Source organism: Micromonospora sp. NPDC048835, assembly GCF_040649995.1.
Lineage (GTDB): Bacteria > Actinomycetota > Actinomycetes > Mycobacteriales > Micromonosporaceae > Micromonospora.
Window position 1 is genome coordinate 146,132 of the sequence record NZ_JBEZGM010000008.1, and the last position, 18,433, is coordinate 164,564.

Below are 18,433 nucleotides of genomic sequence, written 5' to 3' on the forward strand. Positions count from 1 at the left end.
GGGACGCCGCTCTCATCCACCAGGCGTACCGGGCCCGGCCGCCGTCCGGATCGTCGCGCGAACCGCCGCTCAGCCGTCCTTGCCGCCGCCCGGGTCGGGGCAGAGTTCGCCCTTCGGCCCGCAGTCGTCGTTGTCCGGCCGGCCGGGGCCGGTGCTGCCCGGCTTGGGATTCCCACCATCGCTCGGCGGGCGGGTGGGCGATCCTCCGGGCGCGCCGAAGCGGACGTACCCGATCTCCCGCCCCTCACCGATGATCATGCCCTGGGACCCGACCGCGAGGGCGTTCGCCGAGGTGCGCAGCGCGGCCAGCTCCCGGCCGGTACGCGGGTCCAGCGCCGCCAGCCGGGACGGCTTCTCGTCGGACACCACCGCCGCGTACGGGGTGAGCGCCGCCCCGGACTTGCCGCTTGCGGGTCGCGTCCAGAGGACCTTCTCGGTGCCCAGCTCACGGGCGATCATCGAGCGCTTGTCGGCGGCTCGGAACAGCGCCTGACGGTCGTCCACCGCGATCAGCCTGGTGCCCGGCTCACCGACCCAGAGCAGTCGCCCGTCGTACCCGTCGATGACCGCCTCGCGGCCGTCCGGCGCGACGCCGATGATCACGTTGCGGGCCCCCTGCGGGTCCTCGCGTTGTACGCAGCCCGCGGAGTCGGCGGTGCGCAGGTTGACGCCGGCCCGCTGCCAGGCCTCCTGCCCGGTCGCCGAGTCCCGGGCGGAGATGGCGAAGTAGCAGGTGCCGTCCTGGGAGCGGGCGGCGATCCGCAGCAGTCGGCCGCCCACCACGGAGAGCCGCTCGTCCCGGCTGGGCTCGACGTTCTGCAACACCCGGCCGGTGGCGGTGTCGACCACGTGGACCCGACCGTCGACCGGGAAGCCGAGCAGCGGCGGCGCGGCCTCCGCGCCGGCCACGCCGTCGTCGATCCGGGTGGCGGTGAGCCGACGGGTGCCGCGCAGACCCGGGTTGTCGGCGAGCAGGCCGCTGTGCACCCCGGGCAGGAAGGCCGTCCAGAGTGGCGCGGTGCCGCGCGGGTCCCAGGCGCTCAGGGTGCAGTCGGTGGCGTCCACACACCGGGCGTCGAGGAGCAGGTTGCGGTACGTCCAGACCGCCACCGCGTCGTCGTCACGCCGCCGGGTCGCCCCGGTCGTCGGGTCGAGCAGCTCGTACCCCTTGACCAGGAGCTTGCCCACGGCCACCACCGGGTCGCGGTCGCCGCCGGCGACCGCCGCCCAGTCCGCCTTGCGCTCCCAGAGCTGGCCGCCGGTGGCCAGGCTGCGAGCCTCGACCCGGGTGCGCTGCTCGACCACGACGGCGTCGCCGGCGATGGTCACGCTGCGTGGAGTGCCGCCGACCCGCTGCTGCCAGACCACGTCGGGCTCGGAGATGGGTTCGCTGCGGTCCACCCAGTCCCACAGGCCGGGGAACGGGTTCCACACGCCGGTCGCGGCGAGCGCGACGACCACGGCGAGGCCAAGCAGCAGCCCACCGCGCACGCTCCCCTTCGCCACACCGCACACCGTAGCCACGATCACGGATCTTCCGTACGCCCTCGCCGCCGTGTCGCCGCGCTTTCTGGGCTCGGAGGTGTTACAGCACCCTTCCCTCGGCCCGAACGGCACTTCGCACCAGCGGCAGCGTGCGGTAGGAGATCTGTTCGGCCAGCGCGATGATCGTCGAGGCCCGGGTGATGCCGGCGGACGAGACGATCTGGTCGATGACCCGTTGCAGGTCGGTGTTGGAGCGGGCCACGATCCGGCAGAGCAGGTCGCTGGAGCCGGTGATGGTGTGCGCCTCCAACACCTCGGGGATGGCGGCGAGGTGAGCGGTGACCGGGTCGTGGCCGTGCCGCTGACTGATCTCCAGGGTGACGAAGCTGGTCACCCCGAACCCGATCGCGGCCGGCGCGATCTCGGGGCCGAAGCCCCTGATGACCCGCCGTTCGACAAGCTTGTCCAGCCTCGCCTGCACGGTGCCGCGTGCCACCCCGAGCCGGCGGGAGCACTCCAGCACCCCGATCCGCGGCTCTTCGGCGAGCAGTTCGATCAAGCGCACGTCGAGCGCATCGAGCTGTACATTCTGCTCACCATTCATGAGTGCAGACCATACCGAATGCGCAACCTGACCAGCCATTCTGGCAACAGTTGCCCAGCCGACGTCGGGGCAGCGATCCTCGCCACAAGAACCGACCACGGCGGCCCACAAGGCCGGCCGGTACGCGAGGGAGCCCACCATGACCCAGGCGATCGACCGACCCCAGTCGACCGAGGACGTCGACATCGACCGGCTCGTCGGCGCTGTCGACCACGACGTCAGCCACGACCCGTTCCCGGTCCGTGGGCTCGACCACGTGCACTTCCTGGTCGGCAACGCCAAGCAGGCCGCGCACTACTACTCCACCGCCTTCGGCATGACCTGCGTGGCGTACCGCGGCCCCGAGCAGGGCTACCGGGACCACGCCCAGTACGTGCTGACCAGCGGATCGGCCCGCTTCGTGCTGACCGGCGCGGTGCGCCCGGACGCCGACGGCACCGAGCACGTGGCGAAGCACAGCGACGGGGTCAGCGACATCGCGCTCGAGGTGCCGGACGTGGACGCCGCGTACGCGCACGCCATCGCGCAGGGCGCCGCGAGCGTCGTCGAACCGCACGAGGTGACCGACGAGCACGGCACGGTCCGGATGGCCGCCATCGCCGCGTACGGCGACACCCGGCACACCCTCGTCGACAGGTCCCGCTACACCGGCCCGTTCCTGCCCGGCTTCGTGGCCCGGGGCCCGATCGTGGACCGGCAGCCGATGATCGACGCCGGCATCCAGCCGAAGCGCTTCTTCCAGGCCGTCGACCACGTGGTCGGCAACGTGGAGCTGGGGCGGATGGACGAGTGGGTCGAGTTCTACAAGCGGGTGATGGGCTTCTCCAACATGGCGGAGTTCGTCGGCGACGACATCGCCACCGACTACTCGGCGCTGATGAGCAAGGTCGTCGCCAACGGCACCCGCAAGGTGAAGTTCCCGCTCAACGAGCCGGCGATCGCCCGCAAGAAGTCGCAGATCGACGAGTACCTGGAGTTCTACCAGGGCCCGGGCGCGCAGCACATCGCCGTCGCCACCAACGACATCCTGGCCAGCGTCGACGCCATGCGGGCCGCCGGGGTGGAGTTCCTGGACACCCCCGACTCGTACTACGACGACCCGGAACTGCGCGAGCGCATCGGCAACGTCCGGGTGCCGATCGAGGAGCTGAAGGCCCGCAAGATCCTGGTCGACCGGGACGAGGACGGCTACCTGCTCCAGATCTTCACCAAGCCGGTGCAGGACCGTCCGACGGTCTTCTTCGAGCTGATCGAGCGGCACGGCTCGCTCGGCTTCGGCAAGGGCAACTTCAAGGCGCTCTTCCAGGCGATCGAGCGGGAGCAGGAAGCCCGCGGCAACCTGTAACACTTGCGAGCGTGACGCAGCCTCCGTCGTACCCGACGCCGCCGGCCGGTGGGCCTCAGCCCGCTGCCGGCGGCGTCGCGCCGCCGCCCGGACCACACCCGCAGGGGTACGCCGCGCCGCCGCAGTACGCCCCACCCGGGTACGCCCCGCCGCAGTGGTACGCCGCGCCGCCCGGCCCGCCCCCTCCCCCGCTCAGCCCGAGCGGTCAGCCGCTGGCCGGCTTCGGCGACCGGCTGCTGGCCTGGCTGATCGACACGGCGTTGGCGAGTGCCGTCCTGCTGGTGCTGTTCATGCCGGCCTTCTTCGTCCTGTGGTGGCGGATGCTCACCGAGCTGAGCCAGACCAACTCGGACGGCACCCTGGCGGAGCCCGACCCGGGCACCTTCATCGTCGAGTTCTTCCTGCCGATCCTGCTGCTCCAGCTCGCGCTCTTCGCGCTGATGCTCGGGCTCTACTGGCTCTACCACGTGGAGTACCTCAAGCGCGGCGGCCAGACGCTCGGCAAGAAGGTCATGAACCTGCGCGTGGTGCCGCTCGACCCGACCCGCACCCTGGACCGCGGGATGGCCGGCCGGCGCTGGTTGGTGCAGTTCCTGGCCTCGTCGCTGGTTCCGGGGTGCAGCTACGCCGACGGGCTCTGGCAGCTCTGGGACAAGCCGTGGCAGCAGTGCCTCCACGACAAGTTCGCCGGAACCATCGTCGTTAAGGTGTCCACGTGAGCGAGCGGAGCGAGCGAACATGAGTGTCCGCCGAAGACCCTGGGTGAGGATGTTCGCGGATTCGTCGTGGCCGCGGTAAATGTCGACGTCAGGGTGGGCGGCGTCGTTGTCGGGAGGAGGCGACCGGCCGTCCAGCGATGCGACCGGCGGTCCAGCGGACCTGTGGAAGTGGGCGGAAGCCCGAGAAACCCGAGGAAGCGGGTGCGGGAACAACGTCGGGCCACGGCTGGTTGTGGACAGTGTCGGTGTGACTCAGTGTCCCCGGGCCTCACCTAATATCGCCTTCGCGGAATACCGTTCGGCTGGAGCCGCGTCGTGCCACTCGCCGAGAGGCGACCTGCACACCGACACCAGCGCCGCCCCCGGCTCACAAGGCCGGGGGCGGCGCTGTCTGGCGGCACAATGTCAGGGTGACTGACGCGCAGCCGTGGTCCGAGCAGCCGGGCGTACTCGTGCTCCCCAGTGGGGTGACGGTACGCGGACGCCGCATCGCCGCCGCGACCTCGCCCGCCGACTTCGCCGTGCTGTTGGCCCCTGGTGCGGAGCCGGCGTGGCCGCACCGGCGGATCCGGTGGCCGGACTTCTGGGTGCCGCTCGACCGCGCCGATGCTCTCGACGCCCTGCGGGAGGCGCTGCGGCGGGCGCGCGACGGTGAGCGCGTCGAGGTCGCCTGTCGGGGTGGGCTGGGTCGCACCGGAACGGCCCTGGCCGCGTTGGCGATCCTCGACGGCCTGCCGGTCGAGCGGGCGGTGCCGTGGGTTCGGGCCGGCTACCACCCGAAGGCGGTGGAGACCCCCTGGCAGCGGCGTTGGCTGCGCCGCGTCACCTGACCGCCGCCGGGCCGGCCGCCGCGTCACCTGACCGCCGGCGGGGCAGCCGCCGGGCCGGCCGCCGCGTCACCTGACCGCCGCCGGGGCAGCCGCCGGGGCGTTGACGTATTCGCGCAGGTGGGTGGCGGTGAGGGTGTCGCCGGTGGCGACCAGGTCGGCTGGTGTGCCGGTGAAGACGAGGCGCCCGCCGTCGTGGCCGGCGCCGGGGCCGAGGTCGATGAGCCAGTCGGCGTGTGCCATGACCGCCTGGTGGTGCTCGATGACGATCACCGTGTTGCCGGCGTCGACCATGCGGTCGAGTAGGGCCAGTAGTTGGTCCACGTCGGCCAGGTGCAGGCCGGTGGTGGGCTCGTCCAGGACGTACGTGGTGGTCTTCTCGGCCAGGTGGATGGCGAGCTTGAGTCGTTGCCGCTCCCCGCCGGACAGGGTGGTCAGCGGCTGGCCGAGGCTGAGGTAGCCCAGCCCGACGTCGACCAGCCGGTTGAGGATGGGGTGCGGGAAGAACGCGTGCGCCTCGGTGACCGACATGGCCAGCACCTCGCTGATGTTCCTGCCGCGCAGCGTGTACGTGAGCACCTCGTCGGTGAAGCGTCGCCCCTCGCACCGTTCGCAGATGCTCGCGACGCCGGCCATCATGGCCAGGTCGGTGTAGGTCAGCCCGATTCCCTTGCAGGTCGGGCAGGCGCCTTCGGAGTTGGCGCTGAACAGTGCGGCCTTGACCCCGTTGGCCTTGGCGAAGGCGGTGCGGATCGGGTCGAGCAGCCCGGTGTAGGTGGCGGGGTTGCTGCGTCGTGAGCCGCGGATCGGGGACTGGTCGACGATGACGACGCCGGACCGGCCGCGCAGTGAGCCGTGGATCAGGGAGCTCTTGCCGGAGCCGGCCACGCCGGTGACCACGGTGAGCACCCCGAGCGGGATGTCCACGTCCACGTTGCGCAGGTTGTGCAGGTCGGCCTGGCGGATGGCGAGCTGCCCGGTGGGTCGGCGTACGTCGGAACGCAGGGTCACCCGGTGGTCCAGGTGCCGCCCGGTGAGCGTGTCGGAGCGGCGCAGACCGGGGATGTCGCCGGTGAAGCAGATCTGACCGCCGTCGGTGCCGGCGCCCGGCCCGAGGTCGACCACGTGGTCGGCGATGGCGATGGTCTCCGGCTTGTGTTCCACCACAAGCACCGTGTTGCCCTTGTCGCGCAGTCGCAGCAGCAGGTCGTTCATCCGGGCGATGTCGTGCGGGTGCAGGCCGACGGTGGGCTCGTCGAAGACGTACGTGACGTCGGAGAGGCTGGAGCCGAGGTGCCGGACCATCTTCACCCGTTGCGCCTCACCACCGGAGAGGGTCGCCGACTCGCGGTTGAGACTGAGGTAGCCCAGGCCGATCTCGACCAGGGAGTCCAGCAGGTCGCGGAGGTTGGCGACGAGCGGCGCGGCCCCCGGGTCGTCGACGGTGCGGACGAACGCGGCCAGGTCGCTGATCTGCATGGCCGAGCAGTCTGCGATGTTGCGTCCGGCGATCCGTGCTGACAGGGCCGCCGCGTTGAGTCGGGTGCCGCCGCAGTCGCCGCAGCTGGTGAAGGTGACCGCCCGGTCGACGAAGGCGCGGATGTGCGGTTGCATCGACTCGCGGTCCTTGGCCAGGAGGAGCCGCTTGACCTTGACCGCGAGCCCCTCGTACGTCCAGTTGTTGCTGCCCACCTTGATCTTCGTGGCCGGCTTGTGTAGGAGGTCCTCCCACTGTTGTGGGGTGAAGTCCTGGAGTTTGGTGTCGGGGTCGAACAGGCCGGAGCCGACGATGGTCTGCCAGTACCAGGAGCCGACAGCGAAGTTCGGCGCGGTGATCGCGCCGTCGTTGAGGGAACGTTCGACGTCGACCAACGCGTTGACGTCGAGGTCGGAGACCTGACCCAGCCCTTCGCAGGTGGGGCACATGCCCTCGGGCAGGTTGAAGCTGAACGCCCCGGCGCCGCCGACGGACGGCTGGCCGAGCCGGCTGAAGAGGATCCGCAGCATGGCGTACGCGTCGGTGGCGGTGCCGACGGTGGAGCGAGAGTTGACGCCCATCCGTTCCTGGTCGACGACGATCGCGGCGCTGAGGTTGCGCAGCGAGTCGACGTCCGGCCGGTTGAGGTTCGGCATGAACGACTGGAGGAACGCGCTGTAGGTCTCGTTGATCATGCGCTGGGACTCGGCGGCGATGGTGCCGAAGACCAGCGACGACTTACCTGACCCGGAGACACCGGTGAAGACGGTCAACCGGCGCTTGGGGATGTCGACCGAGACGCTCGCGAGATTGTTCTCCCGCGCTCCGCGTACCTCGATCATGTCGTGGCTGTCGGCGGCGGACCATGCTGGCTGCGACATGCGAACCCTTCACAGAATCGTGGCGGGGCGTCGCCCCGCCGAGCACTGGCGGGTTCCATTGTCTCATTCATTCACATGTAGAGGCTTTCGGCGACATTCGAACGCATGGCGCGGCAGGACGCCCCGTAAAGTCTCAAATCACGTCGTAACCAGTACGGTTGCCGTCGTGAACACCGAGGGAAAGGATCGGCTGCGCGCGGTGGACCTGGCGGCCACCGTCGGGATCTCGGTGCAGCAGGTGCGCAACTACGTCGAGGTGGGTGTGCTGCCGCCGGTGCGGCGCACCGCAAGCGGCTACCGGATCTTCACCAGCGAGCACGCGCGGGCGTTGACCGTGGCGCGGCGGTTGGCCGAGGGGCACGGCTGGAGCCGTACCCGGGAGATCATGGCGGCGGTGCACGCCGGTGACCTGCCGGCGGCCCTGGCGGCGCTCGACGGCGGCCACGCCGAGCTGAACCGGGAGCGTGCCGAGATCCGCCGGGTGCTCGGCGCCTTCGAGACCGTGCTGGCCAGCCCGCCGACGGCCCGGTCGGCGCGACGCCACGGCGTCCGCATCGGCGAGGTCGCCGCCCTGGTCGGGGTCCGCACCTCGCAGCTGCGGCTCTGGGAGGAGCGTGAGCTGCTGCGGCCGGGCCGCACCCCAGGCACCAACTACCGGGTGTACGACGAGGTCGAGCTGCGCGCGGCGCAGGTCATCGCGCTGCTGCGTCGGGGGGCGTACCCGTTCGAGATCATCGAGGCGGTGCTGGACGAGCTGCGCAGCACCGGCAGCCCGCAGCGGGTCCGCGCCGAGCTGGCCCGCCGCGAGCAGGAGCTGCACACCCGCAGCCTGCGCCGGCTGCGGGGCAGCGCCGCGCTGCACGACTACCTGCGTGGTCGCGGCGACGCGGATTGACCGCCATCCCGTCCCACCGGCCGATCCTCGTGACTAGGGTCGGGCACATGAGAGCTGCGCTGCTGGCGGCCACCACGTCCGCCGTCCTGCTCGCTCCCGTGCCGGTGGCTGCGGCGGGAGCGTCCGCCGCCGCACCGACGGTGCGGTGCCCCCGTGTTCCGGCGCCGGCGATGTCCCGCCCGCCCCGGCCCTCGCCGCCACCCGCGGTGCCCTCGCAGCGGGTCGTCGGTGGCGCGGCACTGGACACGGCCGGCCTGGTCGTGCCGGCCGGCGTCGCCGCGCCACCGGGCGTCACCGCCACGTCGTGGCTGGTCGCCGACCTGGACAGCGGCCAGGTGCTCGGCGGTTGCGGCCCGCACGAGTACGGCACACCGGCGAGCGTGCAGAAGCTCCTGCTGGCGGCCACGATGCTGCCCAGGCTCGACCCGAAGCAGACGGTCACCGTCACCGAGGCGGACATGAACATCGAGCCCGGCTCCTCGGCCGTGGGTCTGGTCGCCGGCGGTCGGTACACCATCGAGACCATCTGGCTCGGGTTGCTGCTCAACTCCGGCAACGAGGCCGCCAACGCCCTCGCCCGGCTCGGCAGCGGAACGGACAGCGCCGCCGGCGTACGGGCGATGAACGAGCACGCGCACCACCTCGGGGCGCTCCAGACGCACGCGGTCACCCCGTCCGGGCTGGACGGCAAGGGGCAGTTCACCAGCGCGTACGACCTGGCGCTGATCGCCCGGGCCTGCTTCGCCCAGCCGACCTTCCGCCGGTACGCGCTGACCGAGCAGACGTCGATCCCGGTCCAGCCGGCGCAACGGACCAAGGGCTTCGAGATCCAGAACGAGAACCAGCTCATCTACCGCTACCCGGGGGCGCTCGGCGGCAAGACCGGCTTCACCGACCTGGCCCGGCACACCTACGTCGGGGCGGCCGAACGCGGCGGACGGCGGCTGGTGGTGACCCTGCTGGGTGCCGAGTCGGCGCCGGCTCGCGGCTGGGAGCAGGGCGCGGCCCTGCTGGACTGGGGCTTCACGCTTCCCCGGGACGCCACGGTGGGTCGGCTGGTCGAGCCCGGCGAGCTGACCGCCACCCCGTCGGCGGCACCGTCCGCGCTCGCGGCACCCGGCGCGCCCCGCCCGGCGGCGGCCAGCGGGCCGGCGCGTACCGGCTCGGGGTGGCTCTGGTCGGTGACCGCCGCGAGCGGCGCGACGGTGGTGGCGCTGTGGGGCGGCCTGCTGTGGCGGCGTCGCCGCCGGTTGCCCTGACGGATCGACATCAGGCGCTGCCCTCCATAGACTCCGGTCTTTCTGGCACCACCAGTCCAGGAGGATCCCTGTGTCGAGTGAACTCGAACCGCGTCCCGCAGTGGCGGCACCCCGCCGGCCGGTGCGCGCCCTGACCCGCCTCGCGGGGGTGACGGTGTTCGCCGGGGCGCTGCTCGTCGGCGCGTCCGCGAGCGCGGTCGCCGCGCCGGACGCCGCCGACCGGCCGCCGCGCACCACCCACGGCCCGTGCGCGTACACCGAGACACCGGACGAGCCAGCGGCCCGGCCGGTGCCGTTGCCGCCCGACCCGCGACGCACCCCGGCCCGGGGCAGCGTCCGGGTGACCCTGGCGACCAACCATGGGCCGATCGGGTTGACCCTGGACCGGGCCGCCGCGCCGTGCACGGTGCAGAGCTTCCTGCACCTGGTCGGCAAGCGCTTCTACGACCGCACGTCGTGCCACCGGCTCACCACGTATCCCACGCTGAGTGTGCTGCAGTGCGGTGACCCGTCCGGCACCGGCGAGGGTGGCCCAGGCTACCGGTACCGCGACGAGTTGCCGACCGACCTGCCGCCCGCGCCCACCGACCCGACCGGGGAGCGCAAGGTGTACGCCCGGGGCGTCCTCGCGATGGCCAACGCCGGGCCGGACACCAACGGCAGCCAGTTCTTCCTGGTCTACGCCAACTCCGCGCTGCGCCCCAACTACACGATCTTCGGCGAGGTCGACGCGGCCGGCCTGGCCACCCTGGACCGGATCGCCGCCGGGGGAGTGGCGCCGACCGCCGAGGACCCGGCGCCTGTCGACGGTGCGCCCGCGCTGCCGGTGAGCATCCGCAAGGCCGTCCGCTTGCACCACCACCACTGACCGTGCGGAGCGGTGGGTGACCCTCGGTCGCCCACCGCGCCCGTCGAAGCTGAACGAGTGCCGCGCTGGTCGACAGCTATGACGTCGACGCGGCCGGAACTTCCGGAAACGGACCGGAAGTGGTCCAACCGGTTTCCGGGGCAGTTCCGGCCGTCACGCCGAGGCGGGCGACCCGGTCGGCGGGGCGGCGGTGCTGTCCCGAACGACCAACTCGGTGGCGAGCTCGACCCGGGGCGAGTCGATGCCCTCGCCCTGGGCCAGGCGCAGCACCGTCCGGGCCGCCAACCGTCCCATCTCGACAAGTGGTTGGCGCACGGTGGTCAGCGGCGGTGAGGCCCAGCGGGCTTCCGGCAGGTCGTCGAAGCCGACCACGCTCACGTCGTCCGGGACGCGGAGCCCGCGGCGGCGGATGGCCTCGTAGACACCGAAGGCCATCTGGTCGCTGGAGGCGAAGATGCCGGTCGGCGGGTCGGCGAGGTCGAGCAGTGCCGTTCCACCGGCGAACCCGGAGGCGTGGTAGAAGTCGCCCGGGTAGATCAGAGTGTCGTCCACCGGCACCCCGGCGGCCTCCAGCCCGGCGCGGTAACCGTCGAGCCGGGCGCGGCTGCACAGCAGGTGCGTCGGCCCGGCCACGAAGCCGATGCGTCGGTGCCCGATCGAGAGCAGGTGTTCGGTCGCGGCGAGCCCACCGGCCCAGTTGGTGGCGCCGATCGTGGGCACCTCCATGGCCGGCACGCCGGCCGGGTCGACGACCACCACCGGCACGTTGAGGCGACGCAGTTGCGCGTGCAGCGGCGGGCTCAGGTGCGAGGTCACGAAGATGACGCCGTCGGTGGCCCGGGTACGCAGGTTCTGCAACCACTGCCGGGCCGCGGTCGGCTGCCGGTGGATCGCGGAGACGACGGTGCCGACACCCGCACCGTGCCCGACGTCCTCCACCCCCCGGATGATCTCCACGGCCCAGGGGCTGTCCAGGTCGTTGAAGACCAGGTCGACGAGGCCGGCGCGGCGAACACTGCGGCTGGTCCGACGCCGGTAGCCGTGGTGGCGCAACAACTCCTCGACCCGTTCCCGGGTGTCCGGGGCCACATCGGAGCGACCGTTGAGCACCCGTGACACGGTCGGCACCGACACCCCGGCCTCCCGTGCGATCGCGGTGATGGTCACCCTGCGTCCGTCGTCCGCGCCCACCCGCGTCTCCTTCACCGAGCCGGAGGGGCGACCCACAACACGTCGCCCACCGTGTGTCCCGAAACGGCGTGCCCGTCCCACCGGCCATCTTGCCTCACCGACGGGGGCTGACGACATGCCGAGCCGACCGAAGCTTCGCTTGATTTGCGGAAAAGTTCCGTAGTTTTTTCGGTCACTTTCGCTTGTCGACCGGGCGGACGGCGCACCGTCGACCCGACTTTCCCGACTCCAGCGATGTCCGGCGGCCGGGGACGGGCCGACTTCCGGCGGGCCGAGCGGATCCGGGGATGGCGGCCCCGGCTGGGCTGATAGACAGGAATCGTGCGTCACCGCCTGGCTGTCGTCCTCACCCTCGCCGCGCTGCTCGGCGGCTGCTCGCCGCCGGAGTCCCGCCCCGCGCCGGCCACGGCGGAGCCGACGTCGGCGAGCCCCACACCCGCGCCTACCCCGTCCACCTCCACCGCAGCCCCGCTGCCGGGGTTCGTGGTGCTGACCGACCTCGACCCGCGCATCCACGCCGACATCCGCTACGCCACGCCGCACAACTTCGTCGGCCGGCCGATCACCGGCTACCGCGAGCCGCTGTGCCTGCTCACCCAACAGGCGGCCGAGGCGTTGAGCCGTGCCCAGGACGCCGCGCTGACCGGTGGACACAGCCTCAAGGTGTACGACTGCTACCGCCCGCAACCGGCGGTCGACGACTTCGTCGCCTGGTCGAAGCGCCCCGGCGAGCAGCAGACCAAGGCCGAGTTCTACCCGGACGTGGCCAAGAACAGGCTCTTCGCCGACGGTTACATCGGGGCGCCCACCGCGCACAGCCGCGGCAGCACCCTGGACCTGACCCTTGTCGACGAGCCCGCCGCCAGCCAACCTCCGTACCGGCCCGGCCAGCCGTTGGTGGCCTGCACCGCGCCGCGCGGGAAGCGCTTCGCCGACAACAGCATCGACATGGGTACGGGCTTCGACTGCTTCGACCCACGGGCGCACACCGCCGACCCCCGCGTCACCGGGACACCGCAGGACAACCGTCGGTTGTTGCAGCGGCTGATGACCGACGCCGGGTTCGTCAACTACGACCGTGAGTGGTGGCACTACAGCCTGCGCGACGAGCCGTACCCGGACACGTTCTTCGCCGCCCCGGTCGCCCGCTCGTCGGTCGGGTGAGCTCAGGTCCAGTAGAGGACCCGACAGGCCGGTACGCGGGCCGCCAGCTCGTCGGTGAACCAGCCCCGCAGCTCGGCCATCGTGTCGCGGGGGTAGACGTACTTCACCGCGCCGAACTTGCCGTGCTTGCGGGTGCGGGACTCCTCGTCCATCTCCAGTCGGGTGCGTGGGTACCAGCCGAGCAGCACCTCCTTGCTGCCGGGCGTGAACCGGTGGGTGATCAGCTCGGCGGTCAGGTCCAGGTCCGGCACCCCGTCGACCGCCGCGCGGACCTGGTCGAGCAACTCGCCGTAGCGTTCCCGCCAACCGGGCAGGGCGATGATCGGCGCGATGGTCAGCCCGACCGGGTAGCCGTCCAGGGCGAGCCGGCGCAGCGCGGCCAGCCGGTCCGGCACCCGCGCGGTGCCGCCCTCGAACCGTTCGCTCACCGGGGCGCAGTTGACGCTGAAGCGGACCCGGGTGCGGCCGGCGTGCGGCAACCCGACGAAGGTGTCCACGTCGGCGTACTTGGTGGTCCAGCGCAGTTGGACGGGGGCGTCCCAGTCGGCGAAGTGCTGCACCGCCCGGCGCCAGCTGCCGGTCAGGTGCTCCAGTGCGAGGGGGTCGGTGTAGCAGGACGCCTCGAAGGTGGTGCCCTCGTCGGCGCGTCGCGCGTTGCGGCTGGTCACCGTCCCACGCCCGGCGTATTCGGCCAGCCCGGCGAGGATGTCGTCGAGGTCCGCGTACACCCGGGTCACCGGTGGGCCGGACAGCGATCCGGCGAGGTAGCAGTACTGGCAGTGGGCCGGGCACCCCTCGGCCAGGTCGACCCGCCAGTCGGCGCTTGGCGCGATGGGTTGCAGGGCGCGCCGTGCGGGTGGGCTCACCACGATGGCCAGGGTGGACTTGGCCCGCGCGTAGGTCTCCCGGTCGGTGGGTCCGCGTACCCCGGTCAGCCGGTTGGATCTCAGGTGTTCCACCTCGATGCCCAGGGCCTGGATCCGCTCGATGATCCGCTGGCCGTGCGGCTGGTCGAGCGCGGCCGGGGTGGCCACCACCCGACCGGGGGTCCAGCGCCGCGCGGGCCGGGTCGGCGGCGCGAGGCCGGCCAGGTCGCGGATCGGCACCCGCTCGCCGCTGGCGTCGTGCGGAGTGGCGGGTACGTCCACGGCGAGCGGCTCGTCGACGTCGACGGCGTCCGGGCTGGTCACCGGGCCGGGGTACCCGCTGCCGCAGGAATCCCACCCGTTCGGGCCATCGGCGATTGACGCGAACAGGTCAGAGGAATAACCTTTCGTCTATCTGTAAACCTTGTGAACAAATGTTTCTCGACGCGGCGGCGCGCGTCCCCACCGAAGGGACGATCAGGTGATCGCAGAACTCTCCTCCCGTACCAGACGAATCCTCTCGTTGTTCGTCGCCCTGGTCGTCGCGCTGACCGCCGGCGTCGCGGTCGGCGCGGCACGCAGCGCGCAGGCCGCGCCGACGTTCAAGGTCCTGGCCTTCTACAACGGCACCTGGGACGCCGCGCACATCGACTTCGTCAAGGACGCCCGGGCCTGGTTCCCGCAGGCCGCCGCCCAGTACGGCTTCTCCTGGGAGGCCACCAACAACTGGAGTCTGCTGAACACCTCCAACCTGGCCCAGTACAAGGTCGTCATGTTCCTGGACGACGCGCCGCCCGCCGCGCAGCGGGCCGCGTTCCAGCAGTACGTGCAGAACGGCGGGGGATGGCTGGGCTTCCACGTCAGCGCGTTCACCACCAACCCGTCGAGCTGGAGCTGGTACTACAACACCTTCCTCGGCACCGGCTCGTTCCAGACGAACACCTGGGGGCCCACCCGGGTCACGATGCGCGCCGACAACCGCACCCACGCGGCCTCCCGGAACCTCCCGGCGACCTTCCCGTCGTCGATCAGCGAGTGGTACTCCTGGAGCAACGACCTGCGGCAGAACCCCAACATCGACATCCTCGCCTCGGTCGACCCGTCCAGCTTCCCGGTGGGCACCGACCCCAACCAGTCCTGGTACGGCGGCTACTACCCGCTGGTCTGGAGCAACCGGCAGTACAAGATGCTGTACGCCAACTTCGGCCACAACGCGATGAACTACAGCACCAACACCGGGCTGTCCTCCACCTTCGACAGCGCGCAGCAGAACCAGCTGCTGATCGACGGGCTGCACTGGCTCGCCGGTGTCGGCACCGTCCCGCCGACCACGCCCCCGCCCTCGGACGGCATCTCGCCGACCGCCTGGCACACCGTGGTCAACCGGGGCAACGGCAAGTGCGTGGACGCCCGGGCCGCGGCCAGCGCGAACGGCACGGCCATCCAGCAGTACGCCTGCAACAACAGCGCCGCCCAGCAGTACCAGTTCGCCCCGACCAGCGGCGGGTACCTGCGGGTCAACAACCGCAACAACAGCGCCCAGGTGATCGACGTGACCGACCGGTCGACCGCCGACTCAGCGCCGATCCAACTCTGGTCCTACAGCGGCGGCAACAACCAGCAGTGGCGGGCCGAGCCCGAGGGCAACGGCTACTACCGCCTGGTCAACCGCAACAGCGGCAAGTGCCTCGACGTGCCGGGAGCGTCCACCGCGGACAGCGTCCAGCTCATCCAGTACACCTGCAACGGCACCGCGGCGCAGTCCTTCCGGATGGTGCCGCAGTCGTAGGTGCGCTATAGCCTCACGGCCATGGCGATTCCCGACCGCGTGCCGATCGCGTACGAACCCGACTACCACACCCGCCACATCGGCAGGTACGACAAGGGCCTGTTCTTCGGCTCCGTCACCGCGACACTGCCGGACGGTGCCGGGGCCGAAGACGACTGGTACCGCCACAAGCGGTGGTACGCGGTGCTGCACCGGTTCGACGCCGACGGTGTGCACACCGACTCGGACATCTGGTTCGCCGGCACCAGTGAGGACGAGGAAGCCTCGGTCGATCGGGCCGAGGCTCACCTCGTCGACTGGCTCGACGCGCTGCCGGGCCGGGCCTTCGGCGACATCGCGATCGGGCTGTTCCAGGTCGAGGTCGACGGGCACGTCTTCGGGCTTGTCGACGGTTCGGCGGACTACGACGGTGCGGACCACGCCGAGTTCGTTCCGAACGAACTGGGCTTCGACCCGCCCTGGGACGGCCTCTACGACACCTGAGCGGCGCGACCGAACCGGGCGGCGACGTCCCGGACGACGGCGCGCAGCTCCGGTGGGTCGAGCACGTCGAAGTCGACCCGCAGGGTGCTGAGGAAGGCGGCCAGGTTGCCCAGCGACTCCCCGCCGGTGTGCAGCAGGCAGGCCCCCTCGTCGATCGCCTCCAGCAGGCCCGCCGTGGTGGGAATCCGCTGCGCCATGGTCTCGGCCGAGGCGTGCAGGCGTACCCGGGCGGGGTGTGGCCAGGCCGTGGAGCCGACGCCGCGCAGCACGTGCGCGACCGCGTCGCCACCTGGCGGCTCCCGGGGCGCGAAGCGCGGGCCGGTCGGCACCCGGGGCTGGATCCGGTCGGCGCGGAAGGTCCGCCAGTCGGCCCGATCGGTGTCCCACCCCAGCAGGTACCACCGCCGCCCGGTGTAGACCAGCCGGTACGGCTCGACGTCGCGCACGCTCACCGTGCCGTCATGCCCGGCGTAGTCGAACCGCAGCCGCTCCCGGCGGTGCGCGGCGGTGGAGACGGCGGTCAGGGTGTCGGCGTCCACGGTCGGGCCACCACCGGCGGCGGAGACCGTCGCCGAGCGCAGGGCATCCACCCGGTGCCGCAGCCGGGCCGGCAGCGACTGCTCCAACTTGGCCAGCGCCCGCAGCGAGGTCTCCTCGATGCCTGTCACCGACCCGCCAGCGGCGGCCCGCAGCCCGACGGCCACCGCCACCGCCTCGTCGTCGTCGAGCAACAGCGGGGGCAGCGCCGACCCGGCACCGAGCCGGTAGCCGCCGGCCACCCCCGGGTGTGACTCGATCCGGTACCCCAGCACCCGCAGTCGCTCCACGTCCGTGCGGATCGTGCGGGTGGTGACCGCGAGCCGTTCGGCCAGCTCGGCACCGGACCACTCCCGGCGCACCTGTAGGAGGGTGAGCAGCCGCAGCAGGCGTACGGAGGTCTCCACCATGTCCGCGAGTCTGCCCTACCACCCGGTCGAGGGGAGCGCGCCGATCACGAGATATCCATTGCGGACGCGAGGCTGCCCTCCTACTGTCGTCGGTGCACCACCAACCGATCAGACCCGGAGGGAGTACGCCATGTCGCGACGCGTCCGCACCGCCACCCGCTGGTGCCCGCTCCCCGCCGGCACCCCTCGGCAAACCACCGCCAAAACCCTTTCCTGCTGCCCGTTGCGGCGCTACGAGCCGGGGTGGCGCGACTGACGCCGACGCTGACGCGTCCGCCGGCCGCCCCATCCCACCGGGATCGGGCGGCCTCTTCGTATCCACGCACCGTGTCTGACCATTTCCGGTCACCATTCACAGAAGGAACTCACGATGGGATTCACCCCCCTCGCCGGCACCCGGGCCCCGGTCCGGGTCTGGACCGACCCGTACGCCATCGAGCCGCAGGCCGCCAAGCAGCTGCGCAACATCGGCGCGCTGCCCTGGGTGCAGGGTGTCGCCGTCATGCCCGACGTGCACTTCGGCAAGGGCGCCACGGTCGGCTCGGTGATCGCGATGCGGCAGGCCGTCTCGCCCGCCGCGGTCGGCGTCGACATCGGCTGCGGCATGTCAGCGGTCCGGACCTCGCTGACCGCCGCCGACCTCCCCGACGACCTGGCCGGCCTGCGCTCCGCGATCGAGGCCACCATCCCGGTCGGCTTCGCCCAGCGCAAGGACGCGGTCGACCCGCGGCGGATCCGGGGTCTGGAGCAGGCCGGTTGGGTCGACTTCTGGGGCCGGTTCGCTGGCCTGGACCGGCGGGTGGCGCAGCTGGAGACGCGGGCACAGCGGCAGATCGGCACCCTCGGCGGCGGCAACCACTTCATCGAGGTCTGCCTGGAGCAGGGCGGCGCCGACGAGGGACGGGTCTGGCTGATGCTGCACTCCGGGTCCCGCAACATCGGCAAGGAGTTGGCCGAACGGCACATCGGGGTGGCCCGGGGGCTGCCGCACAACGCCGACCTTCCGGACCGGGACCTGGCCGTGTTCCTCGCCGGCACGCCGGAGATGGACGCCTACCGGCGGGACCTGTGGTGGGCGCAGGAGTACGCGCGGCGCAACCGGGCGGTCATGCTGGCGCTGCTCTGCGGCGTGGTGCGGGAGCAGTTCCCCCAGGTCGGCTACGACGAGCCGATCAGTTGCCACCACAACTACGTCGCCGAGGAGACCTACGACGGGGTGGACGTGCTGGTGACCCGCAAGGGCGCGATCCGGGCCGGCCGGGGCGACCTGGGCATCATCCCCGGGTCGATGGGCACCGGGTCGTACGTGGTGCGGGGGCGGGGAAACCAGGACGCGTACTGCTCGGCGTCGCACGGAGCGGGGCGTCGGATGTCCCGGGCGCAGGCCAAGCGGACGTTCAGCACGGAGGATCTGGCCGCGCAGACCGCCGGGGTGGAGTGCCGCAAGGACGCCGGGGTGGTCGACGAGATCCCCGGCGCGTACAAGGACATCACCGAGGTGATGGCCCAGCAGGAGGACCTGGTCGAGGTGGTCGCGCACCTCAAGCAGGTGGTCTGCGTGAAGGGTTGACGTGCCGTGCGGGCCGGGGAGACCGGCCCGCACCGCCGCGGGGCAGAAGCCGACGAAGACCCC

General features: G+C 71.7%; 16 protein-coding genes. 10 read left to right on the top strand and 6 right to left on the bottom strand.

All coding sequences use genetic code 11. The features are described 5' to 3' along the window. Nucleotides 1-69: 69 nt before the first annotated feature. The gene (locus AB0C15_RS12380; protein ID WP_357351270.1) at nucleotides 70-1,506 is read right to left on the bottom strand and encodes a PQQ-binding-like beta-propeller repeat protein; all 1,437 of its coding nucleotides are present in this window, start codon (nucleotides 1,504-1,506) and stop codon (nucleotides 70-72) included. Between the two features lie 79 nt (nucleotides 1,507-1,585). Then, a complete protein-coding gene (locus AB0C15_RS12385; protein ID WP_357351271.1) occupies nucleotides 1,586-2,089 on the bottom strand; it encodes an Lrp/AsnC family transcriptional regulator in 504 nt (167 codons plus the stop codon). Nucleotides 2,090-2,228: 139 nt separating this feature from the next. Here AB0C15_RS12385 and hppD point away from each other — a divergent pair, with 139 nt between their 5' ends. The 3 genes from hppD (at nucleotide 2,229) to AB0C15_RS12400 (ending at nucleotide 4,983) form a co-directional block, all read left to right on the top strand. Continuing rightward, nucleotides 2,229-3,434, top strand: a complete 1,206-nt coding sequence (gene hppD, locus AB0C15_RS12390) for a 4-hydroxyphenylpyruvate dioxygenase (RefSeq protein WP_357351272.1) — start codon at nucleotides 2,229-2,231, stop codon at nucleotides 3,432-3,434. An 11-nt stretch (nucleotides 3,435-3,445) separates the two neighbouring features. Then, nucleotides 3,446-4,153, top strand: coding sequence for an RDD family protein (locus AB0C15_RS12395; RefSeq protein WP_357351273.1), 708 nt, complete (start codon nucleotides 3,446-3,448; stop codon nucleotides 4,151-4,153). A 410-nt stretch (nucleotides 4,154-4,563) separates the two neighbouring features. Further along, complete coding sequence (locus AB0C15_RS12400; RefSeq protein ID WP_357351274.1) at nucleotides 4,564-4,983, top strand: protein-tyrosine phosphatase family protein; 420 nt, start codon at nucleotides 4,564-4,566, stop codon at nucleotides 4,981-4,983. Nucleotides 4,984-5,049: 66 nt separating this feature from the next. On the opposite strand, the gene AB0C15_RS12405 is transcribed toward AB0C15_RS12400, so the two are convergent. After that, nucleotides 5,050-7,338, bottom strand: a complete 2,289-nt coding sequence (locus AB0C15_RS12405; RefSeq protein WP_357351275.1) for an excinuclease ABC subunit UvrA — start codon at nucleotides 7,336-7,338, stop codon at nucleotides 5,050-5,052. A 166-nt stretch (nucleotides 7,339-7,504) separates the two neighbouring features. Here AB0C15_RS12405 and AB0C15_RS12410 point away from each other — a divergent pair, with 166 nt between their 5' ends. The 3 genes from AB0C15_RS12410 to AB0C15_RS12420 all read left to right on the top strand — a co-directional run bounded on the left by AB0C15_RS12410 (nucleotide 7,505) and on the right by AB0C15_RS12420 (nucleotide 10,360). Beyond that, a complete protein-coding gene (locus AB0C15_RS12410) occupies nucleotides 7,505-8,233 on the top strand; it encodes a MerR family transcriptional regulator (protein ID WP_357351276.1) in 729 nt (242 codons plus the stop codon). A 47-nt stretch (nucleotides 8,234-8,280) separates the two neighbouring features. Beyond that, entirely contained in the window at nucleotides 8,281-9,492 is a 1,212-nt protein-coding gene (locus AB0C15_RS12415; RefSeq protein ID WP_357351277.1) for a D-alanyl-D-alanine carboxypeptidase, read from the top strand. Nucleotides 9,493-9,562: 70 nt separating this feature from the next. Next, nucleotides 9,563-10,360: a peptidylprolyl isomerase gene (locus tag AB0C15_RS12420; RefSeq protein WP_357351278.1), complete on the top strand. Its 798-nt coding sequence runs from the start codon at nucleotides 9,563-9,565 to the stop codon at nucleotides 10,358-10,360. Between the two features lie 153 nt (nucleotides 10,361-10,513). Here the strand turns inward: AB0C15_RS12420 and AB0C15_RS12425 are convergent, their stop codons facing one another. Further along, on the bottom strand, nucleotides 10,514-11,551 hold the full coding sequence (locus AB0C15_RS12425) for a LacI family DNA-binding transcriptional regulator (protein ID WP_357351279.1): 1,038 nt from the start codon (nucleotides 11,549-11,551) through the stop codon (nucleotides 10,514-10,516). Nucleotides 11,552-11,872: 321 nt separating this feature from the next. Here AB0C15_RS12425 and AB0C15_RS12430 point away from each other — a divergent pair, with 321 nt between their 5' ends. Further along, nucleotides 11,873-12,715 carry a M15 family metallopeptidase gene (locus tag AB0C15_RS12430; protein WP_357351280.1) on the top strand — a complete coding sequence of 281 codons (843 nt, stop codon included), beginning with the start codon at nucleotides 11,873-11,875 and terminating at the stop codon, nucleotides 12,713-12,715. A 2-nt stretch (nucleotides 12,716-12,717) separates the two neighbouring features. Here AB0C15_RS12430 and AB0C15_RS12435 read toward each other — a convergent pair whose 3' ends face one another. Beyond that, nucleotides 12,718-13,905 carry a spore photoproduct lyase family protein gene (locus AB0C15_RS12435; protein ID WP_357351281.1) on the bottom strand — a complete coding sequence of 396 codons (1,188 nt, stop codon included), beginning with the start codon at nucleotides 13,903-13,905 and terminating at the stop codon, nucleotides 12,718-12,720. Between the two features lie 157 nt (nucleotides 13,906-14,062). On the opposite strand from AB0C15_RS12435, the gene AB0C15_RS12440 reads away from it, so the two are divergent. Together AB0C15_RS12440 and AB0C15_RS12445 are read left to right on the top strand one after the other, a co-directional pair. Further along, a complete protein-coding gene (locus tag AB0C15_RS12440; RefSeq protein ID WP_357351282.1) occupies nucleotides 14,063-15,370 on the top strand; it encodes an RICIN domain-containing protein in 1,308 nt (435 codons plus the stop codon). 21 nt (nucleotides 15,371-15,391) lie between these two features. Beyond that, on the top strand, nucleotides 15,392-15,853 hold the full coding sequence (locus AB0C15_RS12445; RefSeq protein ID WP_357351283.1) for a hypothetical protein: 462 nt from the start codon (nucleotides 15,392-15,394) through the stop codon (nucleotides 15,851-15,853). On the opposite strand, the gene AB0C15_RS12450 is transcribed toward AB0C15_RS12445, so the two are convergent. Next, the gene (locus AB0C15_RS12450) at nucleotides 15,841-16,800 is read right to left on the bottom strand and encodes a YafY family protein (RefSeq protein WP_357351284.1); all 960 of its coding nucleotides are present in this window, start codon (nucleotides 16,798-16,800) and stop codon (nucleotides 15,841-15,843) included. The two genes, AB0C15_RS12445 and AB0C15_RS12450, sit on opposite strands and share 13 nt — an antisense overlap. A 370-nt stretch (nucleotides 16,801-17,170) precedes the next feature. On the opposite strand from AB0C15_RS12450, the gene AB0C15_RS12455 reads away from it, so the two are divergent. Next, a complete protein-coding gene (locus AB0C15_RS12455; protein ID WP_357351285.1) occupies nucleotides 17,171-18,370 on the top strand; it encodes an RtcB family protein in 1,200 nt (399 codons plus the stop codon). Nucleotides 18,371-18,433 lie beyond the last annotated feature (63 nt).

Bases quoted from the DNA above. Each gene is read 5' to 3' on its own strand.
- AB0C15_RS12455 (WP_357351285.1), top strand. From the start codon at position 17,171: ATGGGATTCACCCCCCTCGCCGGCACCCGGGCCCCGGTCCGGGTCTGG.
- AB0C15_RS12415 (WP_357351277.1), top strand. From the start codon at position 8,281: ATGAGAGCTGCGCTGCTGGCGGCCACCACGTCCGCCGTCCTGCTCGCT.
- AB0C15_RS12445 (WP_357351283.1), top strand. From the start codon at position 15,392: ATGGCGATTCCCGACCGCGTGCCGATCGCGTACGAACCCGACTACCAC.
- AB0C15_RS12450 (WP_357351284.1), bottom strand. From the start codon at position 16,800: ATGGTGGAGACCTCCGTACGCCTGCTGCGGCTGCTCACCCTCCTACAG.
- AB0C15_RS12385 (WP_357351271.1), bottom strand. From the start codon at position 2,089: ATGAATGGTGAGCAGAATGTACAGCTCGATGCGCTCGACGTGCGCTTG.
- hppD (WP_357351272.1), top strand. From the start codon at position 2,229: ATGACCCAGGCGATCGACCGACCCCAGTCGACCGAGGACGTCGACATC.
- AB0C15_RS12405 (WP_357351275.1), bottom strand. From the start codon at position 7,338: ATGTCGCAGCCAGCATGGTCCGCCGCCGACAGCCACGACATGATCGAG.